The following is a 26,974-nucleotide window of genomic DNA, read 5'->3' as shown; positions in this document are numbered from 1 at the left end:
CCCCCCCCCCCCCCCCCCCCCCCCCCCCCCCCCCCCCCCCCCCCCCCCCCCCCCCCGCTCCCACATTGGATCTTCATTGGTCTCAGATACCCGTCGTGCCTTGGGCTGCACCACCTTCAAGCTTGCGCCAGAGCAACCGCACATTGGCCTTGCGCACCAATGCGCAGCGGTACAGACGGATCTCCAGTGGCACATGCCATTGCGGGCCGCCGCAGACGACTAACTCACCGCGAGCCAGTTCGGCGCGCACGCTCAGTTGCGGTACCCAGGCGATGCCAAGGCCTTCCAGCGCCATGCTTTTCAGGCTGTCGGCCATGGCGGTTTCGTAAATAGTGGTAAACCTGAGGGCCCGCTGGCGCAACAGCATGTTGACCGAGCGCCCGAGAAACGCACCGGCACTGTAGGCCAACAGCGGCACGCTGGTTTCGCCTTCCAGGTCGAATAATGGTTTGCCATCGGCATCGGCGGCGCAGACAGGGAGCATTTCGGTGTCTCCCAGATGCAGCGACGGAAAAATCTCCGGGTCCATTTGCATCGCGGAGTCCGGGTCATAAAACGCCAGCATCAAATCGCAGCCGCCTTCGCGCAATGCATGCACCGCATCGCCAACGTTGGTCGCCACCAGTCGCGTGGCGATGTTCAGCCCTTCGTTGCGCAACTGCGCGATCCAGCGCGGGAAGAAACCCAGCGCCAGGGAGTGCGCGGCGGCGACTTGCATCACCTCGCCCTGCCCGCCTTCCAGGTGATGAAGGTGGCGCAGCACTTCACCCAGCTGTTCGACCACGGTTCGCGCGGTAACGAGAAACAACTGCCCCGCCGCCGTCAGCTCGACCGGCGTGCGAGAGCGATTCACCAGGGTCAGCCCCAGCGCGGCTTCGAGGCTGCGGATCCGTCGACTGAATGCCGGCTGAGTCACGAAACGTCGTTCAGCTGCCTGGGAGAAGCTGCGGGTGGCAGCCAGAGCACTAAAGTCCTCGAGCCATTTACTTTCCAGATTCATCACGCCCTCCCGGACACGCACCAATTTAGGTCACACGCTCGCCGCACACGCGGCGTCACACGGGCATTATGCCGAATGTGCATAGGCTAGTGTTTAACAGCATTGGCCCAAAATTCTTCACAAGCCTAGCATTTGCAGTGTTCCGGCACAGACCGGGTCCATATCGAGATGATTTCTATCATGTCCTCCGCTGCATCTTTCCGCACAGAAAAAGACCTGCTTGGCGTACTCGAAGTACCTGCTCAAGCGTATTACGGCATCCAGACCCTGCGAGCGGTGAACAACTTCCGCCTCTCTGGCGTTCCGATTTCGCATTACCCGAAACTGGTTGTCGGTCTGGCAATGGTCAAGCAGGCCGCCGCTGACGCCAACCGCGAGTTGGGTCACCTGAGCGAAGCCAAGCACGCTGCTATCAGCGAAGCTTGTGCCCGATTGATCCGCGGCGATTTCCACGAAGAATTCGTGGTGGACATGATTCAAGGCGGCGCTGGCACTTCGACCAACATGAATGCCAACGAAGTCATCGCCAACATCGCGCTGGAGGCCATGGGCCACAGCAAGGGCGAATACCAGTACCTGCACCCGAACAACGACGTCAACATGGCGCAGTCGACCAACGACGCCTACCCGACCGCGATCCGTCTGGGTCTGCTGCTGGGTCACGACGCGCTGCTGGCCAGCCTCGACAGCCTGATCCAGTCGTTCGCCGCCAAGGGTCAAGAGTTCAACCACGTTCTGAAAATGGGTCGCACCCAGCTGCAAGACGCCGTGCCAATGACCCTGGGCCAGGAATTCCGCGCCTTCGCCACCACATTGGGCGAAGACCTGGCACGCCTGAAGACGCTGGCGCCAGAGCTGCTGACCGAAGTGAACCTGGGCGGCACCGCGATCGGCACCGGCATCAACGCCGACCCGCGCTACCAGCACCTGGCCGTGCAACGCCTGGCGACCATCAGCGGTCACCCACTGGTGCCAGCCGCCGACCTGATCGAAGCCACCTCCGACATGGGCGCCTTCGTGCTGTTCTCCGGCATGCTCAAGCGCACCGCGGTCAAGCTGTCGAAGATCTGCAACGACCTGCGTCTGCTGTCCAGCGGCCCACGCACCGGCATCAACGAAATCAACCTGCCAGCGCGTCAGCCAGGCAGCTCGATCATGCCAGGCAAGGTCAACCCGGTAATCCCGGAAGCCGTGAACCAGGTGGCGTTCCAGATCATCGGCAACGACCTGGCCCTGACCATCGCGGCCGAAGGCGGCCAGCTGCAATTGAACGTGATGGAGCCGCTGATCGCTTTCAAGATCTTCGACTCGATCCGCCTGCTGCAGCGCGCCATGGACATGCTGCGCGAGCACTGCATCGTCGGCATCACCGCCAACGAAGAGCGCTGCCGTGAACTGGTCGAACACTCGATCGGCCTGGTCACCGCACTGAACCCGTACATCGGCTATGAAAACGCCACTCGCATTGCCCGTATCGCGCTTGAAAGCGGCCGCGGCGTGCTGGAACTGGTGCGCGAAGAAGGCTTGCTCGACGAAGAAATGCTCGCCGACATCCTGCGCCCGGAAAACATGATTGCTCCGCGTCTGGTGCCTCTGAAGGCTTGACCAAACGCCGGCTCTTTTGAAGAGCACGCTCACCAGGTCGAGGGACTAGACACCTCTCACCTTTTGAGGGCTTGGGGATTTACTCCCTCAAGCCCTTTTTTTTAACTCTTTGGCAGCCACAAACAGAATGTCTGGAAGCTGAAAAATGTGGGAGCGGGTTTGCTCGCGAAGGCGGTGCGTCAGTCACCCGCAATGGTGGATATCAAACCGCATTCGCGAGCAAGCCCGCTCCCACAAAAGAGCAGCTTCTACATAAGCCCGACGCCGGTAACGTCGGGTGTTTCAAAGCTTCGTTTCGTCGCTTGCACCACAACCGTGCAGACGGATGGCACTCTCCTATGTATAGTGCCGGCCCTCTTCGCGTGAGCGGTCGTCGGTAACGAGGCCCAAACCCATGCGAACCCGAACTAATAACAAACCCGCGAAATGGAACCGGGACGAACCTTCGCCTCACCTGTTGTGCCGCGCACAAGCGGGTGTAACGCGATGTGTCAACCACCCAGCATTCGCACACACAAAAAATAGCGAGGAATAATCCATGCTCGAAGTCATCAACGACTTCCTCTCAGGGAAAGTACTGATCGTGCTCATTGTTGGGCTCGGTAGCTACTTCACGATCCGCTCGCGTTTCGTCCAGTTCCGTCATTTCTTCCACATGTTCGCGGTGTTCCGTGACAGCTTGCGCAGCAGCGCCGGTCAACTCAGCTCGTTCCAGGCCCTGATGCTCAGCCTCGCCGGCCGCGTCGGTGCGGGTAACATCGCCGGTGTCGGCATTGCCGTGACCCTCGGTGGCCCCGGTGCCGTGTTCTGGATGTGGGTGACCGCGCTGGTCGGCATGTCCAGCAGCTTCTTCGAATGCTCCCTCGGCCAGCTCTACAAGCGCTGCGACTCCGAAGGCCAGTTCCGTGGCGGCCCGTCCTTCTACATTCAGCACGGCCTGCAGAAACGCTGGTTGGGCATGATCATGGCGTTCCTGCTGCTGATCACCTTCGGCTTCGCCTTCAACGGCCTGCAAGCCCACGCCGTAACCCACTCGCTGAACAATGCCTTCGGCCTCGACACCACTTACACCGGGCTGGGCCTGGCGGTATTGCTGGGTCTGGTGTTCATCGGCGGTATCAAGCGGATCGCCAAGGTCGCTGACCTGCTGGTACCGGTGAAAACCCTGGTGTACATCGGCGTGACCATCTACGTGATCGTGCTGCAGTTCGATCACGTTCCGGGCATGTTGATGACCATCGTCAAAAGCGCCTTCGGTCTGGACCAGGCGTTCGGCGGCCTGATCGGCAGCGCCATCGTCATGGGCGTGAAGCGCGGCGTGTTCGCCAACGAAGCAGGCCTGGGCAGTGCGCCGAACGTGGCCGCAGTGGCCTCGGTCGAGCACCCGGTCTCGCAAGGCGTGGTTCAAGCGTTCAGCGTGTTCCTCGACACCTTCGTGATCTGCACCTGCACCGCGTTGCTGATCCTGCTGTCGGGCTTCTACACCCCGGGCTTTGAAGGCGACGGCATTGCCCTGACCCAAAACTCCCTGGCTGCCGTGGTCGGTGACTGGGGCCGGATGTTCATCTCCGTGGCCCTGGCATTGTTCGTGTTCACCTCGATCCTCTACAACTACTATCTGGGCGAGAACAACCTGCGCTTCATGGTCGGTGAAAACCGCAAGGCGCTGATCGGCTACCGCGCGCTGGTACTGGTATTGATTTTCTGGGGTGCCATCGAAAACCTCGGCACCGTGTTCGCCTTCGCCGACATCACCATGACAATGCTGGCGTTCGTTAACCTGATCGCGCTGTTCCTGCTGTTCAAGGTCGGCATGCGCATCCTGCGTGACTACGATGACCAGCGCGCTGCCGGCATCAAGACCCCGGTGTTCGATTCGAGCAAATTCCCGGATCTGGACCTGGACCTGAAAGCCTGGCCGGCCAATCCGCCAGCCGCCGCTCCTACGGCCGCAGCCGAGCCGCAAGGCGTGACCGCAGCGCAACGCTGATCGGTAAAAAACCGGGCGCACCCTCTGCGCCCGGCGTGACACAGCTTGCGACCGGCGTCATGCTCGGTCGTAGGTTGTGGCAGCTTTTTTGATGCTGCCGTTCTGGTTCGAGCTTGAGACCGCATCGCTGCCATCGCGAGCAGGCTCGCTCCCACATCGTTTTCGGAGAACCTCCATGAATTCCTCGACTTTTCCTGCTGCCCAGCACGTCATGGTGCTCTACACCGGCGGCACCATCGGCATGCAAGCCAGTGCCCACGGGCTGGCCCCGGCGTCCGGTTTCGAAGCGCGGATGCGCGAGTATCTGCACAGCCAGCCTGAACTGGTGGTGCCGCAATGGCGCTTTCGCGAGATGGCGCCACTGATCGACAGCGCCAACATGACGCCCGCCTACTGGCAGCAACTGCGTGAAGCGGTGGTCGACGCCGTTGATGTCCAGGGCTGTGACAGCGTGTTGATCCTGCATGGCACCGACACCCTGGCCTACAGCGCCGCGGCCATGAGCTTTCAGCTGCTCGGCCTGCATGCCCGCGTTGTGTTCACCGGCTCCATGTTGCCGGCCGGCGTGACCGACAGCGATGCCTGGGAAAACCTCAGCGGTGCGTTGGTTGCTCTGGGCCAGGGCTTGGCGCCGGGCGTTCATCTGTATTTCCACAGCGAACTGCTCGACCCGACCCGTTGCGCCAAGGTTCGCAGTTTCGGCCGTCATCCGTTCAAACGGCTGGAGCGTCAGGGCGGCGGCGTGAAGGCGACTTCCGTGCCGGCGCAGCTGAACTACAACCAGCCTAAACAGCTGGCGAAGGTCGCAGCGCTACCCCTGTTCCCCGGCATCGGCGCCGAGCAACTGGATGGCTTGCTCAACAGCGGTATTCAGGGCCTGGTGCTGGAATGTTATGGCAGCGGTACCGGGCCAAGCGACAACCCCGCGTTTCTCGCCAGCCTGGAACGGGCGCGGGACAAAGGTGTGGTGGTGGTCGCGGTTACGCAATGCCATGAAGGTGGTGTGCAGCTCGACGTGTACGAGGCGGGCAGCCGCTTGCGTGACGCCGGTGTGTTGTCCGGTGGCGGCATGACTCGCGAGGCGGCATTCGGCAAATTGCATGCCCTACTGGGTGCAGGGCTTGAGACCACTGAAGTTCGACGGCTGGTTGAGCTCGACCTGTGCGGCGAACTGAGCTGAATTGAGCTGACACAACACAAAACCCTGTGGGAGCGGGCTTGCTCGCGAAGACGGCAGCATATCCTGCATCAATGTGACTGACAGGACGCTTTCGCGAGCAAGCTCGCTCCCACAGGATCGTCGTTGGGCATATAACTTGCTCGCTTCCAGTTACTTAAAGACTGGAACACCCCATGCTCCACTCTCACCTCACCACCCTCAATGCCGTCTCCCTGGTGCTCAACACCTTCAAGGCCGAAGGCCTGTCCAGCGAAGCGTTATTGGCAGGCAGCGGCATCAGCGCGGCGGATCTGAGCCGGGCGGACACGCGCATCACCACCAATCAAGAGATGCTGGTTTGTGCCAACGCCGTCGCGTTACGTCGCGATATCGGCCTGGAACTGGGCCGGCGAATGCATGTTTCGTCCTACGGCATGCTCGGGTACGCCTTACTCACCAGCGCCACTTTAGGTGACGCCTTGCGGTTGGCGCTGCACTATCCGGCGCTATTGGGAACACTGTTCGAGTTGAGTCTGGAAGAGGATGGCGAGCGCATCTGGCTCACCGCGGGCGACTATCGGGAGAATCCGGCGCTGGCGCCCTTCAATGTTGAGTTTTGCCTGGTCTCGATGAAAGTCACCTGCGAAGACTTGCTCGGCCACCCTCTGCCGCTGCTCGGCGCCCGCTTCGAACACCCGGCGCCGGATTATCAGGCGCGCTACGCCGAGCGTTTCGACTGCCCCTTGCAGTTCGATGCTGTGTCCAATGCCTTTGCCTTCGATAAGCGCTGGCTCGAACAACCCCTGCCTCTGGCCGACGCCATCACGCACCAGGCCATGGCCGAACGCTGTCGCAAGCAAAACACCGAGTTCACCGGGCGCCAGGCCTGGCTCGGGCGTATCCGCCAACTACTCGCTGCGCAACTCAACGCCGCCCCGGGCCTGGATGGGCTGGCCGAACAGTTGAACTGCTCGGCGCGCACCCTGCGTCGACATCTGAAGGACCTGGGCTGCAGCTATCAGGAACTGCTCGATGAATTGCGCTTCGAGCAGGCCAAGCGAATGCTCTGCGAAGATCAATTGCCGATCTATCGGATTGCCGAGGCGTTGGGGTTCAGCGAGACCGCAAGTTTCCGCCATGCGTTTGTGCGCTGGAGTGGCGTGGCACCCAGCCAGTTCAGGCCACACCGATAACCCCTGTGGGAGCGGGCTTGCCCGCGAAGAGGCCAGTACATTCGACGCATCTCCATTGGCTGGGCCACCGCTTTCGCGGGCAAGCCCGCTCCCACAGGTTCGGCATTCCACGCCTGACACGGGAGCATCGCAGCACCAATAAGGGGCGAATTTCGGTCAAATCTTTTGGCCATATCGATCCCCTTTTGGCCTTTCCTGCCGTTCTCCCAAACGCCGCCCGCCGCAAGACTGTGTGCAACCAATCAGCCTGCGGAGAACAAGAATGCTGACGATCTACTCGCACGATCACCACCTGCATCACGGCCGTTGTGAATTGATGGACGGGCAACTGATGCCCTGCTTCGAAATGCCCTCGCGGGCCGACCATGTGCTGGCACGCGTACAGTCCCGCCATCTGGGCCCGGTCGAGGCGCCTCAGGATTTCGGCCTCGGACCGATCGAGCGCATCCACAGCCGCGATTACCTCGACTTCTTCAAAGGGGCCTGGGCGCGCTGGACCGAATTCAATACCGACGGCGACTTGCTGCCCTACACCTGGCCAGCTCGCACGTTGCGCCGGGTCATGCCCACCAGCCTGCACGGCCAGCTCGGCTATTACAGTTTCGACGGCGGTGCACCGATTACCGCCGGCACCTGGCAAGCCGCGTATAGCGCGGCGCAAGTTGCGCTCACGGCCCAAGCGCAAATCCAGCGCGGTGCCCGCAGTGCCTTCGCCTTGTGCCGTCCACCGGGACACCATGCCGCCAGCGACTTGATGGGCGGTTATTGCTACCTCAACAACGCTGCCATCGCCGCTCAGGCATTCCTCGATCAGGGCCACGAAAAGGTCGCGATCCTCGATGTCGATTACCACCACGGCAACGGCACCCAATCGATTTTCTATGAACGCAGCGACGTGCTGTTCACCTCGATCCACGGCCATCCGGAAGCCGAGTTTCCGTTCTTCCTCGGCTACGAAGACGAACACGGTGAAGGCCCGGGTGAAGGGTTCAACTTCAACTACCCTTTGCCCGCCGGCTCAGGCTGGGACCGCTGGAGCGCGGCGCTGGAGCAGGCCTGCAAAGAGATCGAACAGTACGGCGCCGACATCGTCGTCGTATCCCTGGGCGTCGATACGTTCAAGGACGACCCGATCTCCCAATTCAAACTCGACAGCCCGGATTACCTGGCGATGGGCGCGCGCATCGCGGGCCTCGGCAAGCCGACGCTGTTCGTGATGGAAGGCGGTTACGCCGTAGAAGAAATCGGCATCAACGCCGTGAACGTTCTCGAAGGTTTTGAAAGCGCCCAATGAGGAATTAGAACAATGAATCGACTCAAGCGTCTTATCGTTCCAGTGCTATACGCCACCGTATTCAGTGGTGCCGTTCACGCCGAAGAGCGCACGTTGCGGGTGTACAACTGGTTTGACTACATCACCCCCAAAGCGCTGGAAGATTTCAAGGCCCAGAACACCCAGACCAAACTGGTCTACGACATCTTCGACACCAACGAAGCACTGGAGGCCAAGCTGCTGACCGGCAACTCCGGTTACGACGTGGTGGTGCCGTCCAATGTGTTCCTCGCCAAGCAGATCGAGGCCGGGGTGTTCCAGCCGCTGGACCGCAGCAAACTGCCGAACTGGAATCACCTCGATCCCAAGCTGATGAAGTTGATCGAAGCCAACGACCCGGGCAACAAATTCGCCGTGCCGTACATGTACGGGACCATCCTGATCGGCTTCAACCCGGACAAGATCAAGGCAGCTTTGGGCGACAACGCACCGGTGGATAGCTGGGACCTGATCTTCAAGGAAGAGAACATCAGCAAACTCAAACAGTGCGGCGTAGCCCTGCTCGACTCGCCGTCAGAGATCCTGCCGCTGGCCCTGCAACACCTGGGCCTGGACCCCAACAGCAAGAAGCCGGCGGACTACGCCAAGGCTGAAGCGCTGCTGATGAAGATCCGTCCGTACATCACCTACTTCCATTCGTCCAAGTACATGGCCGACATCGCCAACGGTGACATCTGCGTCGCGGTCGGTTACTCCGGCAGCTTCTCCCAGGCCGCCAACCGCGCCAAGGAAGCCAAGAATGGCGTGATCGTCGACATGCGCCTGCCCAAAGAAGGCGCGCCGATCTGGTTCGACATGCTCGCGATCCCCAAAGGCGCGAAAAACCCGGAAGACGCCTACACCTTCATCAACTACCTGCTGCAACCCCAGGTCATTGCACCGGTCAGCGACTTCGTCGGCTATCCGAACCCGAACAAGGACGCCACGGAAATGGTCGACCCGGCGATCCGCAACAACCCGAACCTGTACCCGACCGAAGCGGCGATGAGCACGCTGTACACCCTGCAACCGTTGCCTCGCGATGCCGAGCGGGCGCGGACCCGGGCCTGGACCAAGATCAAGTCCGGCACCTGATCCGGGCGGCGCGACTCACACCGGGCGCCAGATCTCTTTGAGCCTCGCCAGTGCCGATTCGATAGCCGTCTCCGGCACTGCGGCGAACCCCAGGACCAGCCCCGCTCGCTGGTCCTCGGGAAGCGTCGTGTCTGGCAGCCAATAACTGCTCAAACCATTGATCTCCACCCCGACGCTGGTGGCTTGTTCAATCAATTCGCGCTCACGAGTCACGCTGTCGACACGTACCGTCAGGTGCAAACCGGCCGCCACGCTGGGCAGCTTACCGACGCCCGGGATATCCACAGGCCAGCCATTGAGCAACACGTTACGCCGACTCAACGCAGCGCGGCGCATACGTCGGATATGCCGCTGGAAATGCCCGGCGGCCATGAACTCGGCCATTACCGCCTGGGTGCTGACCTCCGAGTGCCGTACGTCCACCGCACGACGCTGGGAGAACGCCTCAACCAATCCGGGCGGCAACACCAGATAACCCAGTCTTAATGCCGGGAATGCGACCTTGCCGAAGGTTCCGACATACAGCACCCGCCCCTGTCGATCCAGTGCAGCCAACGGCGCTAGTGGTGCACCGCTGTAACGGTATTCGCCATCGTAGTCATCCTCGACGATCCACCCTTGGGTGCGTTCGGCCCAGGCCAACAATTCAAGACGTCGCGCCAGACTCATGACCACCCCGGTCGGGTACTGATGCGACGGCGTGACGTAAGCCAATCGACAATCGCTGAGCGCCGCCAATTCGGTGCAATCAATACCCTCACTGTCCACCGCTATCCCGTGCAATCGCGCGCCGGCTACAGCGAACGCATGACCCGCCGCTCGATACCCCGGATTTTCAATCCCCACCCCATCGCCAGGCTCCACCAGCAACTGTGCACAAAGGCTAATCCCCTGTTGTGCGCCACTGGTGATCACAATTTGCTCAGCCGTGCATTGCATGCCCCGCGAACTGCGCAAGTACGCAGCAATCAGCCCACGCAATCGTGCATCACCCGCTGGGTCGCCGTAACACAGTTGTTCTAAATCCGGCTTACGCCAGAAAGCCGCATTCAGCTTGGCCCAGACCTCGAAAGGAAACAGATCGAAGGCTGGAACGCCGACCCGAAATGCCCGAGGCGGACCACTGGGAGGCAAGGTCAAATGGTTCTTTTCAACCCGGCCCAAAGCACCGCTGTGGATAACTTTACTGGATGAAACCACAGGTAAATCCAGCCAATTTGTGGATAAGGCTGTGGGTAACCCTGTTGAAAACCCTGTGGATACTTTTGTGGATAATTTTTTCACCGACACCGCGGCCTGAGGCAATTGCGCGACATAAGTCCCGTCGCCAACACGCCCCTCGATGAAGCCCTCAGCGTAAAGCTGATCGTAGGCACGGACCACGCTGTTACGGGAAATCGATAACGCCGCCGCCAGATCGCGACTGGCTGGCAGTCGTGTGCCGCTGGCCAGTCGTCCGTCGAGCACTCGCACCCGCAGCGCTTGATAGAGCTGACGACTCAGGCCCTGGCGGCGGTCGAGTTCGATACCCGCCGGATTGAACGACGAGGGAAGCGGCGTATTCGACATGGTAATGGACCTATGAAATTGGTCATTAATGGCTCTTACAACAGACCAATAGCCTGCCTAGGATGCAGGCATTCGCCAAGGAATATTTCCATGTATACGCCCAGCAATTTCGCCATCAATGATTTGAATGAGCTGCATCAGCACATCCTCGGCGCCCGTCTTGGCGTTTTGGTCACCCACGGTGTGCAAGGCCTGCAGGCCAGTCATTTGCCTCTGCTGCTGAATGCTGACCACGGCCCGAATGGAACCCTCTACGGCCACTTCGCCAAAGCCAATGCGCAATGGAAGGAACTGCAGAACGGCGCTGAAGCGCTGGTGATATTTGCCGCCGCCGACGCTTATGTGAGCCCAGGGTTTTATCCGGCCAAAGCCGAACACGGCAAAGTGGTGCCAACCTGGAACTATGTGGCCGTACACGCTTATGGCACTGGCGAAGTGTTCACCGATACCGATCGCCTGCGCGATCTGGTCAGCGCATTGACCGAGCGCCATGAAGCCGGTCGCCCCCAGCCGTGGAAGGTTGCCGATGCCCCCGCCGACTATATCGACGGCATGCTCAAGGCCATCGTCGGTTTTGCCTTGCCGATCCAGCGGCTGGAGGGCAAACGCAAGCTCAGTCAAAACCGTAGTCCCGCAGACATCGCCGGTGTGCGCGAAGGGCTGGCCGCCAGCCCTGATGTTCACGACCAGGCCCTCGCCCACTTGATGCCATAAGGAACGAACATGAGTCAGATCGACATCCGCCAGGTTACCGCCGACGATCACGCCGCCTGGCTGCCGCTGTGGCAAGCCTACTTGCGCTTCTACAACACCGAATTGCCCGACGCAGTCACCCAGAGCACCTGGCAGCGCCTGCTCGACCCGAGCGAACCGACTCACGGGGCGCTGGCCTGGGCCGACGGCAAAGCGGTGGGCATGGTGCATTTCATCTATCACCGCTCGAACTGGAGCATCGAAAACTCCTGCTATCTGCAAGACTTGCTGGTGACGCCAGAAACCCGCGGCACCGGCGTCGGTCGGCAACTGATCGAATTCGTCTACACCACGGCCAAGGCCGATGGGTGCTGCAAGGTTCATTGGCTGACCCACGAAACCAACGCCACCGCGATCCAGCTCTATGAGCGCATCGCCGAGCGTCCCGGTTTCATCCAGTTTCGCCACGCCCTATAAGGTTCAAGGAGAGCAGCATGTCGACTTCACTCGCGGACTGGAAAGGTGTTCCGCCACCCTCGGTTCAACTGATCGAAGGGCGTTTCATCCGCCTGGAAAAACTTGACCCGGCCCGTCACGCCGACGGCTTGTGGGAAGCCCTGGAAGGCCCGGGCTCGGATCCGAAGCTCTGGGATTATTTGCCCTATGGTCCTTTCCCGGAACGCAGCGCTTTCAACGATTGGCTGAACAATCACGCGGCCAACAGCGATCCGTATTTCTTCACGGTGATCGACCGTGCCAGCGGCGACGTCCAGGGCATCCTCAGCCTGATGTCGATTGTCCCTGCTCAGGGTCGCATCGAGATCGGCCATGTGACCTTCGGCGCAGCGATGCAGCGTTCCCCGAAAAGTACCGAGGCGGTTTACCTGCTGGCCAGGGAATCCTTTGTCTTGGGTTATCGGCGTCTGGAATGGAAATGCAACAACGGCAATGCCCGTTCCAAGTATGCGGCGCAGCGGTTGGGGTTCACTTTTGAAGGGGTGTTCCGCCAGCACATGGTGGTCAAGGGTCAGAACCGAGACACCGCGTGGTATTCGATTCTGGATTCGGAATGGCCAGCGATTGGCGCGGGGTTCGAACGATGGCTGTCGGATGAGAACCAGACGGGGTCGGGGCAGGTGAAAACGTTGGCGGAGTGCCGGTAAAGTCCCAATAGCAAAAGATCGCAGCCTTCGGCAGCTCCTACATTGGAATGCGTTCCCATGTAGGAGCTGCCGAAGGCTGCGATCTTTTGATCTTTCTTTTTAAGCCAACTTTTGCGCCAACACCGCAATATGCTCCGGCCCGATCCCGCAGCAACCACCCAAATGGCTGGCCCCACGCTTCTGCCAATCAGCCGCCCATTGCAGATACCCCGGCGGGTCGAGATCGTCGCGCAACGGGTCCAGACCGTCGTTGGCCGTGGCCTCTTTCGGCTGCGGCGGGAAGGCATTGGCGTACGCGCCAATGTGAATCTTCACCCCCAAGCGTTCGAAGGTTTCCCGCGCCGCATCAATCGCAGCGCCAATCACTTCTGGCTGGCTGCAATTGAACAGCAAAGTCTCGACGCCCAACTCAGCCGCCACTGCAGCGGCCTCAGCCACAGGCTCACCGGAGCGCAAACGCGGCACTTCGTCGGCGTCTTCATCCTTCAGGGTAAACGACAGCCAGAACGGCTTGCCATCCTTCGGCAGACCGGCATGGATCGCCCGTGCCTCGACGATCGAGCTCTGGGTTTCCGCCAGCCACAGGTCGACATGAGGCGCCAGGCCATTGACCAGAGGCGTCAGCAGCTCAGTCACCCGCGCTGCATCGAACAAGTCCGGGCGATAGGAGCCGAACAACGGCGGCAATGACCCGGCCACGCGCACCGGTTTGCCCGCCGCATCGACTGCACGCCGAGCCAGCTCACCGGCCAACGCCGCAAGAGCCTGACCTTCAGCCGCGAAACGCTCTTCGCCAATATGGAACGGCACCACCGCGTAACTGTTGCTGGTGATCACATTGGCACCGCTTTCGATATAAGCCGCGTGCACCGCCTCCACCGCTTGCGGCGCTTCGCTCAAGGCCAGCGCCGACCATTCAGGCTGCCTGAACGGCGCCCCTCGGCGCTGCAGCTCACGACCCATGCCGCCATCCAGAATTACCGTGCTGCCTGCGCCCATATGCTTTTCACTCATAAGCTTATGAAAATAACTCACTATCAGAGTCGTTCTTATAACTATTTAATACGCACCGTACGGTTAATAACAACCTCTTTTTTTCAGGGATCAACTGTGAAATTTCAACCACTGCTGGCCCTGGGCCTGACGATTCTGGCTGCCTCCACTCAAGCCTTTGCGGGCGCCACACTGGACCGCATCGAGCAAAAGAAAGAACTGGTGGGCGTGTTGATGGAAAGCTATCCACCCTTCTCATTCCTCAACGATCAAAACCAGCTCGACGGTTTCGACGTAGACGTGGCCAAGGCCGTAGCGGACAAACTGGGCGTCAAATTGCGCCTCGAAACGCCGTCCTGGGACGTGATCGCCGCCGGTCGCTGGAGCGGGCGTTACGACATCTGCATCTGCTCCATGACCCCGAGCAAAGCCCGCGCCGAAGTCTTCGACTTCCCGGTGGAGTACTACGCCTCCCCTGCCGTGATCGTGGTCAACGCCAAGGACGACAGTATTCATAGCGCCAAGGACCTGAGCGGCAAAAAAGTCGGCCTCACCAGCGCCTCCAGCTATGAAAGCTACCTGAACAAAAACCTGGTGATCGAAGGCGCCGAAGACACCCAACTGCAATACCCGTTCGAGAATGTGCAGATCGCCCCGTATGACACCGACAACGTCGCGTTCCAGGATTTGGGCCTGGGCACTGGCGTGCGTCTGGACGCGATTCTCACCAACCTGGTGACCGCACAACCACGCCTGAACGAAGACAAGCGCTTCAAGCTCGCCGGTGAGCCCCTGTACTCGGAGCCGAACTCGGTGGCCATCGAAAAAGGCGACGCCCAGTGGGACGCCAAAGTGCGTGATGTGTTTGCCCAGTTGAAACAGGACGGCACCTTGAGCAAGCTGTCGCAAAAATGGATCGGTGCCGACATCAGCAAATGACTTCTTTCCCCAAACCACCTCAGCCGCCGCAACCGGTGGCTGAGTCGATGCTGCAACGGATTTTCGGTTTCCGCACGCGGCTGTACCTGACCTGGGCAGCGATGTTCGGCTTGTTCGCGAGTTTCTTCCTGAGCTTCGACCTGAAGTTCTCGATCATCCTCGACAAACTGCCGAACCTGATCGGCCTGCACCTGGCGCCCAACGGCTTTCTGCAAGGCGCAGCGCTGACGCTGTTTTTGTGCCTGTGCTCGATCGTGGCGTCATCACTGCTGGGCTTCATCACGGCTTTGGCTCGGTTGTCGAAAAGCGCGGTGGCGTTCGGTATCGCGAGCTTCTATGCCTCGTTCTTTCGCGGTACACCGCTGCTGATCCAGATCCTGCTGATCTACCTCGGCCTGCCACAACTTGGCATCGTGCCCGGCGCCATCGCCGCCGGCATCATTGCCCTGTCGCTGAACTACGGCGCGTACCTGAGCGAAATCTTCCGCGCCGGCATCCTCGGCGTCCCCCATGGCCAACGCGAAGCGTCATTGGCCCTGGGCATGCGCGAAACCGTGATCTTCTGGCGCGTCACCCTGCCCCAGGCCATGCGCACCATCATCCCGCCCACCACCAACCAGTTCATTTCCATGCTCAAAGACTCGTCACTGATTTCGGTGATGGGGGTTTGGGAAGTGATGTTCCTGGCGCAATCGTATGGGCGCTCGAGTTATCGCTATATCGAGATGCTCACGACAGCGGCGATTATTTATTGGCTGATGTCGATTGGACTGGAGCTGATTCAGGCGCGGATGGAGCGGCATTATGGGAAGGCGTATTTGAGCCGTAGCCAGGTTTAAAGCAAAAAGATCGCAGGCTTCGGCAGCTCCTACTCGGGATTCACTCGCCTTGTCTCACTGATTCAGCACAGTAAGCCTTGTGGGCGCGGCGGTGCGGAGATCCTGCTTGCTCGCGAATGCGGCGTTACATTCAGCATTCATATTGGCTGATACTCCGCATTCGCGAGCAAGCCCGCTCCCACACAAGGATTGTGGCGCTCCCAAATACCGGGCGAAAAAAAAGGGGAGCACATGCCCCCCCGAGGTTTAAAGCGGTATATCGAGGCTGTTAACTCAGCCTTCGATCTCGATCAGTATTTCGCCCGGGTTCACCCGGTCGCCCTTGGCCACGTGGATGGCGGTGACTTTGCCGGCGATGGCCGATTGGACTTCGGTTTCCATCTTCATCGCTTCGGTGATCAGCACGGCCTGGCCGGCTTTCACGGTGTCGCCTTCCTTGACCAGGACATCGACGATGTTGCCCGGCATGGTGGTGCTGACGTGGCCCGGTGCAGTGGCTTGCTTGCGCTTGCTGCTACCGCCGCTGACGAATTCGTTGAGCGGTTCGAACACCACTTCTTCCGGCATGCCGTCGATGGACAGATAGAAGTGGCGCTTGCCTTCCGACTTGACGCCCACACCAGTGATGTCGACGCGGTAGGTTTCGCCGTGAACGTCGATGACGAACTCGGTCGGCACGCCTTCGCCGCCGGCCGACGTCACGCCGCCCGCTTCCGGAATTGGCAACAGCACCTCCGGTACGAGGGTGCCGGCTGCACGTTCTTCGAGGAATTTGCGGCCGATGTCCGGGAACATGGCGTAGGTCAGAACGTCTTCTTCAGACTTGGCCACGGCACCGATTTCGGCACGCAGTTTGGTCATTTCCGGCTTGAGCAGATCGGCCGGACGCACGTCGATCACTTCTTCGCTGCCGATCGCCTGACGACGCAGTTTTTCGTTCACGGTGCCCGGCGCTTTGCCGTAGCCGCCTTGCAGGTAGAGCTTCACTTCATTAGTGATGGTTTTGTAGCGCTCGCCGGCCAGCACGTTGAAGAACGCCTGGGTGCCGACGATTTGCGAGGTCGGGGTCACCAGCGGCGGGAAGCCGAGGTCTTCGCGAACGCGAGGGATTTCCGCCAGCACTTCGCTCATGCGGTTCAGCGCGCCCTGCTCTTTCAACTGGTTGGCGAGGTTGGAAATCATCCCGCCCGGAACCTGGTTGACTTGAACGCGGGTGTCGACAGCGGTGAATTCGCTTTCGAACTGGTGGTACTTCTTGCGCACGGCGTAGAAGTACAGACCGATCTCTTGCAGCAGTTCCAGGTTCAAGCCGGTGTCGAACTCGCTGCCTTTAAGGGCGGCGACCATCGACTCGGTACCCGGGTGGCTGGTGCCCCAAGCGAAGCTGGAGATTGCGGTGTCGATGTGGTCGGCGCCGTTTTCGATGGCCTTGAGTTGGCACATCGCGGCCAGACCGGCGGTGTCGTGGGAGTGAATGAACACGGGCAGCGATTGCTCGCTTTTCAGAGCCTTGACCAACTCGCCAGTGGCGTACGGGGTCAACAGGCCAGCCATGTCCTTGATCGCCACGGAGTCGCAACCCATGGCTTCCATTTGTTTGGCTTGGGCCACGAACGCCTCGATGGTGTGCACCGGGCTGGTGGTGTAGGCGATGGTGCCCTGGGCATGCTTGCCGGCAGCTTTTACCGCTTCGATGGCGACTCGCAGGTTACGCACGTCGTTCATCGCATCGAAAATGCGGAACACGTCGATGCCATTGACTGCCGCCTTGGCAACGAAGGCTTTGACCACGTCGTCGCTGTAATGGCGGTAGCCCAGCAGGTTCTGGCCACGCAGGAGCATTTGCAGACGCGTGTTAGGCAAGGCCGCGCGCAGTTGGCGCAGACGCTCCCACGGGTCTTCTTTCAGGAAGCGTACGCAGGCGTCGAAGGTCGCGCCGCCCCAGCATTCCAGCGACCAGTAGCCGACTTTGTCGAGCTTGTCGCAGATCGGCAGCATGTCTTCGGTGCGCATGCGGGTGGCGAGCAGCGATTGGTGGGCGTCGCGCAGGATTGTGTCGGTAACGTGGATTTGTTTGCTCATTGTTCTATTCCTCACAGGCCTGCGTGGGCGGCGATGGCGGCGGCGATGGCCAGGGCCAGCTCTTCGGGTTTGCGCTTGATCGAGTAGTTGGTCAGTTCAGGGTGGCTTTCAACGAAGCTGGTGTTGAACTGGCCGCTACGGAATTCCGGGTTACGCAGGATTTCCTGGTAATACGCGGCGGTGGTCTTGACCCCTTGCAGACGCATGTCGTCCAGAGCTCGCAAGCCACGGTCCATCGCCTCTTCCCAGGTCAGCGCCCAGACCACCAGTTTCAGACACATGGAATCGTAGAACGGCGGAATGGTGTAACCGGTGTAGATCGCCGTATCAGTGCGCACTCCAGGGCCGCCGGGCGCGTAGTAACGGGTGATCTTGCCGAAGCTCGGCAGGAAGTTGTTTTTCGGGTCTTCGGCGTTGATCCGGAACTGCAACGCGAAACCGCGGTGCTGGATGTCTTCCTGTTTCACCGAAAGCGGCAGGCCGGACGCGATGCGGATCTGCTCGCGCACAATGTCGATGCCAGTAATTTCTTCGGTGATGGTGTGTTCCACCTGCACCCGGGTGTTCATTTCCATGAAGTACACCTCGCCCTCGGCGAGCAGGAACTCCACGGTGCCAGCGTTCTCGTAACCCACAGCCTTGGCCGCACGCACCGACAGGTCGCCGATGTAGGCGCGCTGTTCCGGGGTGAGTTGCGGGCTCGGAGCGATCTCGATCAGCTTCTGGTTGCGACGCTGGATCGAGCAATCACGCTCGAACAGGTGCACCACGTTGCCGAAGCTGTCGCCGAGGATCTGCGCTTCGATGTGTTTCGGATTGACGATGCATTTTTCCAGGAACACTTCCGCCGAACCGAAAGCCTTGGTGGCTTCGGAAATGACCCGCGGAAAGGCTTGTTCGAGTTCTTCGCGACTGTTGCAGCGACGAATGCCGCGGCCGCCACCACCGGAGGTGGCCTTGAGCATTACCGGGTAACCGATGCGGTCGCCTTCGGTCAGGGCTTCTTCGATGCCCGACACGTTGCCTTCGGTGCCCGGGGTGACCGGTACGCCAGCCTTGATCATGCTGCGGCGCGCTTCGGTCTTGTCGCCCATGCGGCGAATCACTTCAGCCGATGGACCAATGAATTTGATACCGCGTTCGGCGCAGATGTCTGCCAGCTCGGCATTTTCCGAAAGGAAGCCGTAGCCGGGGTGCAACGCGTCGCAACCGGTTTCCACCGCCAGATTCACCAGCTTGCGCGGGTTGAGGTAGCCGGCCAGTGGCTCGGCACCGATGCTGTGGGCCTCGTCCGCACGCTTCACATGCAAGGCATGGCGGTCGGCGTCGGAATAGATCGCGACCGAGCGAATGCCCATTTCGGCGCAGGCGCGCACGATTCGTACGGCAATCTCACCACGGTTGGCAATCAGGATCTTTTTTATCACTTGGAGGTTCCCTTGAGCCGGTGGTACCCACGACCTGTCACACCAGGTCGACGCGTGACCAAATGTTTCAATTCAGTCGCAGCTCCACACTAGCCTTCGCAAGGGATTAACAAAAATGAATAATAATTGGGTTACACATAAGCAAAGACTTATAGTTGAAGCATCAGCCTCCGCTCAGGGTCTCTAGAAAATGCGTAAGTCATTGATGCGTATGACGTTGCGTCAATTGCAGATCTTCAATGAGGTGTGCGACTTAAGGTCCTACAGCCGTGCAGCCGACGAAATGTCTCTCACACAACCTGCCGTGAGCCTACAGATTCGTCAACTCGAAGAGCTGATCGGCCAACCGTTATTCGATTATGTCGGCAAAAAACTCTACATGACCGAGGCGGCCGAAGCACTGCAGCGCGCCAGCCGGGACATTTTCGGGCGCCTGGAAAACCTCGATATGCAGCTGTCGGACATGCAAGGCTCACTGCAGGGTCAGCTGAAACTGGCGGTGGAATCCAGCGCCAAGTATTTCGTACCGCACCTGTTTGCCGCCTTCAAACGCCAGCATCCCGAAGTGAACCTGCACCTGACGGTGGTCAACCGTGGCCAGGTCATCCGGCGCCTGTCGGATAACCGTGATGATCTGGTGATCATGTCGATGGTCCCACAGGACATGGGGCTGGAGTTTCTACCGTTCCTCAACAACCCGATTGTCGCCGTGGCGCCGCCGGATCATCCACTGTGTCACATGGGCCCGCTGCGCTTGCAGGATCTTGAGCCCTACACGTTGCTGTTGCGCGAACACGGTTCCGGCACGCGACTGGCTTGCGAAGAGTATTTCAAAGAGAAACGTGTGCACTTCACCCAAACCCAGGAGGTGGCCTCGGCCGAAGCGCAGCGTGAATGCGTATTGGCGGGTCTGGGCGTGGCGCTGTTGACGCGCCACGCCCTGAACCTTGAATTGGCAACCGGCGGATTGATCGAGTTGCCAGTCGAAGAGCTGCCGCTGTACCGCAGTTGGTGCCTGGTGCAGGCCAAGGCCAAACGGCTGTCACCGGTGGCCCATGCATTCCTTGCGTTTATCCGCAGCGAACGGGCGCAGATCAGCGCGCTGGTTGAGCGTTTCGACGGGAAGCTGCGGGAGCCGCCTGCCAGTAATTGAGTTCCAGATCGTCAGGAAAATCGCCAATTTCGGCCAGTAGCTGGCGGCGTTCGCAGCGATCTTCGATGGCGCGGCGAAATTCCATGCGGCGCTGATCTTCTTGCTGGCGACGGGTTTTGACGGCGCTGTTGCGTTCTTCGTAGGGCTGAGCCATTTCGAGTCTCCCAAGGCGAGTACGGGAGTTACAAGATAGGTGCCAGGGATGACGGTTTGGCGGCGGGAGGGTTACAGAGGTGTGAACAATGGCGGATGACAGGGGTATTTTTAAGGACGCCTTCGCGGGCAAGCCCACTCCCACAGGGTTCGGTGGTGTTCACGCCTTTTGCGCAACACCGCCGATCCTTATGGGAGCGGGCTTGCCCGCGAATGAAGGTCGGAACGACCTTCCAGCAATCTCAGATCAGAATCAATCGTCCAGCGCTTTCACCGATTTGGGCGACAGCCGCAAGCTGCGAAGGCTGCGTTTGACGCTTTTCAGGTGATTGACCAGGCTCGGACCGCGGGCCATGGCCACGCCCATCGCCAGCACATCGATCACTACCAGGTGCGCAATGCGCGACGTCAGTGGCGTATAGATTTCGGTGTCTTCATGCACATCGATCGCCAGATTGACGGTCGACAACTCGGCCAACGGTGTCTGGCTCGGGCACAACGTGATCAGCGAAGCGCCGCTCTCGCGCACCAGATTGGCCGTGATCAACAGGTCCTTGGAACGCCCGGATTGGGAAATACAAATCGCCACGTCGCTCGGCTTCAAAGTGACCGCCGACATCGCCTGCATGTGCGGGTCGGAATACGCCGCTGCAGTCAGCAGTAAACGGAAGAACTTGTGCTGGGCATCCGCCGCCACTGCGCCCGACGCACCGAAGCCATAGAACTCGACACGCTGGGCCTGAGACATGAGCGACACAGCCCTCTGCAACTCCACCGGATCGAGTTTCTCGCGAACCTCCATCAGCGTATGCAGGGTGGTGTCGAAGATTTTCAGGCTGTAATCGGCGACTGAATCGTCTTCATGGATCGCGAACTGCCCGAAGCTCGCGCCAGCCGCCAGGCTCTGCGCCAGTTTCAATTTCAAATCCTGGAACCCGGAGCAACCAATGGCGCGGCAAAACCGCACGATGGTCGGCTCGCTGATGCCCACGCTGTGGGCCAGGTCGGCCATGGAGCTGTGCATCACCGCCGCAGGGTCAAGCAGCACGTGGTCGGCGACTTTGAGCTCCGACTTGCGTAACAGGTGGCGGGACTGGGCGATGTGTTGCAGCAGATTCAAGGGGCTGGACTCTTTGTTATTGGCAGGTGCCGGGGATGTAGCACGCTTGTAGTTATACTACATGAATCGGCTTTTTGCCTGCTCAATGCGTAACTCAATGCCCCCATTTCATGCGCCATGCGCTCCATGTAGCCCTCTCGGTCCTTGTCGCAGCTGGCGAAGCCTGCTGCTACAAAGGGTTGGCGTCGCGACGTAAAAGCTCGGCCAGGTTGGCGGCCTCGACCGGACGACTGATCAAATACCCCTGCACTTCATCGCAGCGCTCGACTTTCAGAAACTCCAGCTGCTCCGGCCGCTCCACCCCTTCAGCCACCACCTTCAACGACAGGCCATGGGCCATGGCAATGATCGCCCGGGTGATCGCCGCATCCTCACTGCTCTCCCCCAAACCGCGGATAAACGCCTGATCGATTTTCACGTAGTCCACAGGGATGCGCTTGAGATAGCTCAGCGACGAATAGCCAGTGCCAAAATCGTCGATGGCCAGTTTCACCCCAAGGTCGCGCAACTGCTGGAAGGTCGCAATGATGTGCTCGACGCTGTCCAGCAACTGGCTTTCGGTGAGCTCCAGTTCCAGGTAGTGCGGCGCCAGGCCGGTTTCCTCCAGCACCTGGCGCACCAGGCTCACCAGTTTCCCCTGTCGCAACTGATGCACCGACAGATTGACCGACACCCGAATCGGCTCCAGTCCCTGACGCTGCCACTCGCAGGCTTGCCAACAGGCCTGGCGTAAAACGAACTCGCCAATAGCGCCGATCAGCCCCGTTTCCTCGGCCAGGCCGATGAAACTCCCCGGCGGCACTTGGCCCAGAGTCGGGTGATGCCAGCGTACCAATGCCTCGGCGGCATTCAGCCGGCCGGTGGCGAGGCAGAGTTTCGGTTGATAAAACACTTTCAACTGCTTTTCTTCGATGGCTTTGCGCAACTGGTTCTCGAGCTGCAAACGCTCGAGCGTGCTGGCTTGCAGGCTGTCGGTATAAAACTGGAAGTTGTTGCCGCCCAAGTGTTTGGCATGCTGCATGGCCATGTTCGACTGGCTGACCAGCGCAGAAATCTCCCGCGCGGTGTCCGGTAACAGGCTGATGCCCATGGACGCGCTCATCACCAATTCATGACCCTCGACGGTGATCGGCAAACGCAGCTTGGTCGACAATCGGGTCGCCACGCGCGCCAGGCTCGACAGGTTGCCGTAGGTATCGAACAGCACTGCAAATTCATCACCGGACAACCGGGCGATGGTGTCCGCTTCCGGCAGCGCATTGACCAGACGCCGGGACATTTTCTGCAATAACTGATCGGCGATTTCGTGGCCGAGGCTGTCGTTGAGCAGCTTGAATCGATCCAGATTGATGTGCAGCAGTGCCAGGCTACGCCGACCGCCCTGACGCACCCGTTGATGAGCCTCATGCAGCCGTTCGCGGAACAACGATCGGTTGGCCAATCCCGTGAGCTCGTCGTAATGGGCGAGGTAACGCATGCGCTCTTCGGACTCACGCCGAGCAGACAGATCAGCGAAGAAGCCGACAATATGACTCACTTTTCCCCGTGAATCACGCACCGCATTCAATTGCAACCATTGCGGATACAACTCGCCATTCTTGCGCGTTTCGACCAACTCGCCTTGCCAGCTACCGTGCAGCTCCAGCGCCTGACGAATCGCTGCGTAATGCCGGCGCGCGTCGCGACTGCAGGGTAACTCGACCACATTGCGCCCGAGCATGTCGTCGATGTCATAGCCAGTCACCCGACTGAAGGCCTGATTGGCAGCAATCAGCGCGTAATTAGGGTCAAGAATGACGATGCCCTCGCTGGCGGCCTCGAACACCGTCGCCGCCAGTTGACGCTGCTCTTCCAGGTGCTTGCTGGCACTGATATCGCGTCGAGTGCCGACCATACGGATCACCCGGCCGTTTTCGCTACGCTCAACCGCTCGACCACGGTCCTCGATCCAGACCCAATGGCCATCGCTATGCCGTACTCGATATTCGATCTGATAATCCTCGGTACGGCCCTTCAAATGCTCGACCAGCGCCCTCTTCAGCGCTGGCAAGTCGTCGGGGTGCAGCCTCGGCTTGAGGTGGCGGAGCATCGCCGTCACGTATTCCGGCTCTAGCCCGAACAACTCCTGGAGCTGAGTGTGATGGACTTCGTCTGTCTGCAGGTTCCAGTCCCACAAACCGAGTTCGCTCGCCTTCAACGCCAGCGCCAGCCGCGCTTCGCTCTTGCTCAGGGCCTGGTTGGCCGCGTCCAGCTCCAGACTGCGTTGGACGACCCGATTTTCGAGATCGACCTGGGTTTCACGTAATTCGTCTTCGGCGCGGCGGCGCTGGTCGATTTCCTTGGCCAGTTCGTGGTTGAGCTGATCGCTGCGACGTTGCGCCTGCTGCAAGTGCTCGATCAGGGCCTGATTTTGAAAGCGCCGCAACAACCCCTGGTTGATCAGCCGATTGACCTGCCAGGCGACCACGCTCAACGAACCCAGCAATATCAGCCCAAACCAGCCCCAGCCCTGTTCCTGTTCATCCCCGCCCCAGAACAGATAGCCGATGGCCGGCAACAGACAGGGCAAGGTAAAGGACAGAAAAGCCGGCAGGCTGACGGCATAGGCGACGCTGGCCGAGAGCGCCGCGGCGCCGATCAGGCCGAACACCCAGGCTTGCTGCATGAAATTGTCCGCGGGCACCAACGCGATGCCGGCACCGGCCAGGGTCAGGCCAGTCATCGCAGAGCCGAGCATGAACATACGACGCCAGACCGGATGGGCCTGACGGTTGGGAATCGCCGAATCGAAAGCCGCGACTTGAATCACCCGCAACGCCACCAGCGACAATAACCAGATCAGCCAGACGCTCACCACGAAGTAACGCTGCGGGCTCCAGAGCAAGCCGGCGCACACCAGACCGTTGATCAGCATGAACAGCGTAGGCAACAGTGAGCCCTGGTACAGCAGACGCGTGCGTTCTACCGCCATTTCCATGGCGTACTGTTTGCGGATAACCCGGGGCTCCACAGAGGGGCCCGACAGGTCGGAGCTGAGGGTCATAGGCAATGTTCTTGTTCTTATAGTGAGCATGCGAGCCCGAATTGTGAACGGAGCATACACAAGCAAATGCCCGGACCAAACTGCCTCAGGTCATAAAACAGACAAAAATATCGGCTACCCGCATAGACTCCAAAAGCAGCCAGACGAGCCCCGCCAACGCTTGCAGCCGGTGACCGACCGGTCGTCATCGGTGCTTCTTTCATCGGCTAATGCAAAGCTCGGTTTGCCCGGTGTGACGGCGCACCCTAGAATGCCCCGATGCGCGATGATCTCTCCCTTCTGCTGAACTCCCTCAACGATGCCCAACGTCAGGCCGTAGCCGCCTCCGTGGGTCGTCAGTTGGTCCTGGCCGGTGCTGGCTCCGGTAAAACCCGAGTGCTGGTGCACCGTATTGCCTGGTTGATCCAGGTCGAAAACGCCTCGCCCCACTCCATTCTGTCGGTGACCTTCACCAACAAGGCCGCTGCCGAGATGCGTCATCGCATCGAGCAGCTGATGGGTATCAACCCGGCCGGCATGTGGGTCGGCACCTTCCACGGCCTGGCGCACCGCTTGCTGCGGGCGCACTGGCAGGAAGCCGGCCTGAGCCAGACCTTCCAGATTCTTGACAGCGACGACCAGCAACGGTTGGTCAAGCGGGTGATCCGCGAGCTGGGTCTGGACGAGCAACGCTGGCCGGCCCGACAGGCCCAGTGGTTCATCAACGGGCAGAAAGACGAAGGTCTGCGCCCACAACATATTCAAGCCAGCGGCGATTTGTTCCTGGCAACCATGCGCAGCATTTATGAAGCCTATGAGGCCGCGTGCCTGCGCGCCGGCGTCATCGATTTCTCTGAACTGCTGTTGCGCGCCCTCGATCTGTGGCGCGATCACCCGGGCCTGCTCGCCCATTATCAGAAGCGCTTCCGGCACATTCTGGTGGACGAATTCCAGGACACCAACGCCGTGCAGTACGCCTGGTTGCGTCTGCTGGCCAAGGGTGGCGACAGCCTGATGGTGGTCGGCGACGACGATCAGTCGATCTATGGCTGGCGCGGCGCGAAAATCGAGAACATTTATCAGTATTCCGACGACTTCCCCGATGCCCAGATCATTCGTCTGGAGCAAAACTACCGCTCCACAGCCGGGATCCTCAAAGCCGCCAACGCCCTGATCGCCAACAATACCGGGCGCATGGGCAAAGAGTTGTGGACCGATGGCGGCGAAGGCGAAGCAATCAATCTGTACGCGGCGTTCAACGAACACGATGAAGCACGCTACGTGGTTGAAACCATCGAAAGCGCGCTGAAAACTGGCTTGGCTCGCAGCGATATCGCGATTTTGTACCGCTCCAACGCCCAATCGCGCGTTTTGGAAGAAGCCTTGCTGCGTGAGCGCATTCCATACCGCATTTATGGCGGTCAGCGCTTCTTCGAACGGGCAGAAATCAAGAACGCCATGGCGTACCTGCGTTTGCTGGAAGGCCGTGGCAACGATGCGGCCCTTGAGCGTGTGATCAACGTTCCGGCCCGTGGCATTGGCGAAAAAACCGTCGAAGCCATACGCGATCATGCGCGCCACAGCCATGTGTCAATGTGGGAAGCCATGCGTCAGCTGGTGGCGAACAAAGGCCTGACCGGTCGCGCTGCCGGTGCCCTTGGGGCATTTATGGAGCTGATCGAGAACCTCGCCGCCAAGTGCCTGGAAATGCCGCTGCATTTGATGACTCAGACCGTCATTGAGCAATCGGGGCTGATTGCCTACCACCAGGCGGAGAAAGGCGAGAAAGGCCAGGCCCGGGTAGAAAACCTTGAGGAATTGGTCAGCGCCGCGCGTAACTTCGAAAACCCGGAAGAGGATGAAGAGCAGTCGCCATTGGCGGCGTTCCTCGGTCACGCCTCGCTGGAGGCCGGAGATACCCAGGCCGACGAACACGAAGACAGCATTCAGTTGATGACCCTGCACAGCGCCAAGGGCCTGGAATTCCCTTACGTGTTCCTGGTGGGCATGGAAGAAGGCCTGTTTCCGCACAAGATGAGCCTGGAAGAACCCGGCCGTCTTGAAGAGGAGCGCCGCTTGGCCTACGTCGGTATCACCCGGGCGATGCAGAATCTGGTGCTGACTTATGCTGAAACCCGACGCCTGTACGGCAGCGAGACCTACAACAAGGTGTCGCGTTTCGTACGTGAAGTGCCGAAAGGCCTGATTCAGGAAGTGCGGCTGTCCAACAGCGTCAGCCGCCCGTTCGGCGGTGGCCAGCAGCAGAGTTCCAGCAGCCTGTTCGGCGGCAGCGAGATCCCGGACACCGGGTTCAGCCTCGGTCAGACCGTGCGGCATTCGGTGTTCGGCGATGGTGTGATCCTGAATTTCGAAGGCGCCGGCGCTCAGGCGCGGGTGCAGGTGAACTTCAGCGAAGGCAGCAAGTGGTTGATGCTGGGTTACGCCAAGCTGGAAGCGATCTAATCAG

General features: G+C 60.1%; 21 protein-coding genes. 13 read left to right on the top strand and 8 right to left on the bottom strand.

Translation table 11 applies throughout. From position 1 onward, the window contains the following. Positions 1 to 82 precede the first annotated feature (82 nt). A complete protein-coding gene (locus AC1RQB_RS12135) occupies positions 83 to 1,000 on the bottom strand; it encodes a LysR substrate-binding domain-containing protein (protein WP_008073533.1) in 918 nt (305 codons plus the stop codon). 180 nt (positions 1,001 to 1,180) lie between these two features. Here AC1RQB_RS12135 and aspA point away from each other — a divergent pair, with 180 nt between their 5' ends. From aspA to AC1RQB_RS12105, 6 genes are all read left to right on the top strand, one after another. After that, complete coding sequence (gene aspA / locus AC1RQB_RS12130; protein WP_008073535.1) at positions 1,181 to 2,605, top strand: aspartate ammonia-lyase; 1,425 nt, start codon at positions 1,181 to 1,183, stop codon at positions 2,603 to 2,605. A 538-nt stretch (positions 2,606 to 3,143) separates the two neighbouring features. Beyond that, positions 3,144 to 4,595 carry an alanine/glycine:cation symporter family protein gene (locus tag AC1RQB_RS12125; RefSeq protein ID WP_008073537.1) on the top strand — a complete coding sequence of 484 codons (1,452 nt, stop codon included), beginning with the start codon at positions 3,144 to 3,146 and terminating at the stop codon, positions 4,593 to 4,595. A 175-nt stretch (positions 4,596 to 4,770) separates the two neighbouring features. Continuing rightward, entirely contained in the window at positions 4,771 to 5,775 is a 1,005-nt protein-coding gene (locus AC1RQB_RS12120; RefSeq protein WP_063342074.1) for an asparaginase, read from the top strand. A 173-nt stretch (positions 5,776 to 5,948) separates the two neighbouring features. Then, positions 5,949 to 6,947 carry an AraC family transcriptional regulator gene (locus tag AC1RQB_RS12115; RefSeq protein WP_063342073.1) on the top strand — a complete coding sequence of 333 codons (999 nt, stop codon included), beginning with the start codon at positions 5,949 to 5,951 and terminating at the stop codon, positions 6,945 to 6,947. 262 nt (positions 6,948 to 7,209) lie between these two features. Then, positions 7,210 to 8,241, top strand: coding sequence for a histone deacetylase family protein (locus AC1RQB_RS12110; protein ID WP_063342072.1), 1,032 nt, complete (start codon positions 7,210 to 7,212; stop codon positions 8,239 to 8,241). A gap of 12 nt (positions 8,242 to 8,253) precedes the next feature. Then, positions 8,254 to 9,354: a polyamine ABC transporter substrate-binding protein gene (locus tag AC1RQB_RS12105; protein ID WP_063342071.1), complete on the top strand. Its 1,101-nt coding sequence runs from the start codon at positions 8,254 to 8,256 to the stop codon at positions 9,352 to 9,354. Between the two features lie 15 nt (positions 9,355 to 9,369). On the opposite strand, the gene pdxR is transcribed toward AC1RQB_RS12105, so the two are convergent. Continuing rightward, entirely contained in the window at positions 9,370 to 10,923 is a 1,554-nt protein-coding gene (pdxR, locus tag AC1RQB_RS12100) for a MocR-like pyridoxine biosynthesis transcription factor PdxR (RefSeq protein ID WP_063342070.1), read from the bottom strand. Between the two features lie 90 nt (positions 10,924 to 11,013). Between pdxR and AC1RQB_RS12095 the strand changes: the two genes are divergently transcribed. Genes AC1RQB_RS12095 through AC1RQB_RS12085 form a run of 3 tightly spaced genes read left to right on the top strand, consistent with a single transcriptional unit; the run spans position 11,014 to position 12,779 of the window. Further along, positions 11,014 to 11,637, top strand: a complete 624-nt coding sequence (locus AC1RQB_RS12095; protein WP_063342069.1) for an FMN-binding negative transcriptional regulator — start codon at positions 11,014 to 11,016, stop codon at positions 11,635 to 11,637. Positions 11,638 to 11,646: 9 nt separating this feature from the next. Further along, the gene (locus tag AC1RQB_RS12090; protein WP_008073550.1) at positions 11,647 to 12,093 is read left to right on the top strand and encodes a GNAT family N-acetyltransferase; all 447 of its coding nucleotides are present in this window, start codon (positions 11,647 to 11,649) and stop codon (positions 12,091 to 12,093) included. Between the two features lie 17 nt (positions 12,094 to 12,110). Beyond that, positions 12,111 to 12,779 carry a GNAT family N-acetyltransferase gene (locus AC1RQB_RS12085; RefSeq protein WP_063342068.1) on the top strand — a complete coding sequence of 223 codons (669 nt, stop codon included), beginning with the start codon at positions 12,111 to 12,113 and terminating at the stop codon, positions 12,777 to 12,779. A gap of 99 nt (positions 12,780 to 12,878) precedes the next feature. Here AC1RQB_RS12085 and AC1RQB_RS12080 read toward each other — a convergent pair whose 3' ends face one another. Then, positions 12,879 to 13,778 (bottom strand): homocysteine S-methyltransferase family protein, encoded by a 900-nt coding sequence (locus AC1RQB_RS12080; RefSeq protein ID WP_063342067.1) that lies wholly within the window; start codon positions 13,776 to 13,778, stop codon positions 12,879 to 12,881. A 111-nt stretch (positions 13,779 to 13,889) separates the two neighbouring features. On the opposite strand from AC1RQB_RS12080, the gene AC1RQB_RS12075 reads away from it, so the two are divergent. Together AC1RQB_RS12075 and AC1RQB_RS12070 are read left to right on the top strand one after the other, a co-directional pair. Next, positions 13,890 to 14,711 (top strand): ABC transporter substrate-binding protein, encoded by an 822-nt coding sequence (locus AC1RQB_RS12075; RefSeq protein WP_008073557.1) that lies wholly within the window; start codon positions 13,890 to 13,892, stop codon positions 14,709 to 14,711. After that, on the top strand, positions 14,708 to 15,550 hold the full coding sequence (locus tag AC1RQB_RS12070) for an amino acid ABC transporter permease (RefSeq protein WP_207267419.1): 843 nt from the start codon (positions 14,708 to 14,710) through the stop codon (positions 15,548 to 15,550). The genes AC1RQB_RS12075 and AC1RQB_RS12070 overlap by 4 nt, the downstream gene beginning before the upstream one ends. Before the next feature lie 273 nt (positions 15,551 to 15,823). Here AC1RQB_RS12070 and oadA read toward each other — a convergent pair whose 3' ends face one another. Continuing rightward, positions 15,824 to 17,632, bottom strand: coding sequence for a sodium-extruding oxaloacetate decarboxylase subunit alpha (gene oadA / locus AC1RQB_RS12065; RefSeq protein ID WP_063342066.1), 1,809 nt, complete (start codon positions 17,630 to 17,632; stop codon positions 15,824 to 15,826). A gap of 11 nt (positions 17,633 to 17,643) precedes the next feature. Next, entirely contained in the window at positions 17,644 to 19,059 is a 1,416-nt protein-coding gene (locus AC1RQB_RS12060) for an acetyl-CoA carboxylase biotin carboxylase subunit (protein WP_007896523.1), read from the bottom strand. A 190-nt stretch (positions 19,060 to 19,249) separates the two neighbouring features. Between AC1RQB_RS12060 and AC1RQB_RS12055 the strand changes: the two genes are divergently transcribed. Then, complete coding sequence (locus AC1RQB_RS12055; protein WP_008073561.1) at positions 19,250 to 20,212, top strand: LysR family transcriptional regulator; 963 nt, start codon at positions 19,250 to 19,252, stop codon at positions 20,210 to 20,212. Here the strand turns inward: AC1RQB_RS12055 and AC1RQB_RS12050 are convergent. From AC1RQB_RS12050 to AC1RQB_RS12040, 3 genes are all read right to left on the bottom strand, one after another. Continuing rightward, positions 20,154 to 20,366 carry a PA3496 family putative envelope integrity protein gene (locus AC1RQB_RS12050; protein WP_008073563.1) on the bottom strand — a complete coding sequence of 71 codons (213 nt, stop codon included), beginning with the start codon at positions 20,364 to 20,366 and terminating at the stop codon, positions 20,154 to 20,156. The genes AC1RQB_RS12055 and AC1RQB_RS12050 overlap by 59 nt on opposite strands. A 252-nt stretch (positions 20,367 to 20,618) precedes the next feature. After that, on the bottom strand, positions 20,619 to 21,485 hold the full coding sequence (hexR, locus tag AC1RQB_RS12045; RefSeq protein ID WP_007896526.1) for a transcriptional regulator HexR: 867 nt from the start codon (positions 21,483 to 21,485) through the stop codon (positions 20,619 to 20,621). Positions 21,486 to 21,654: 169 nt separating this feature from the next. Further along, positions 21,655 to 24,528, bottom strand: coding sequence for an EAL domain-containing protein (locus AC1RQB_RS12040; RefSeq protein WP_008073565.1), 2,874 nt, complete (start codon positions 24,526 to 24,528; stop codon positions 21,655 to 21,657). 258 nt (positions 24,529 to 24,786) lie between these two features. Here AC1RQB_RS12040 and uvrD point away from each other — a divergent pair, with 258 nt between their 5' ends. Then, the gene (uvrD, locus tag AC1RQB_RS12035) at positions 24,787 to 26,970 is read left to right on the top strand and encodes a DNA helicase II (RefSeq protein WP_063342065.1); all 2,184 of its coding nucleotides are present in this window, start codon (positions 24,787 to 24,789) and stop codon (positions 26,968 to 26,970) included. Positions 26,971 to 26,974 lie beyond the last annotated feature (4 nt).

The organism is Pseudomonas sp. GW822-FHT02E03 (assembly GCF_058802325.1).
This window is presented reverse-complemented; position numbering and strand designations above follow the sequence as displayed.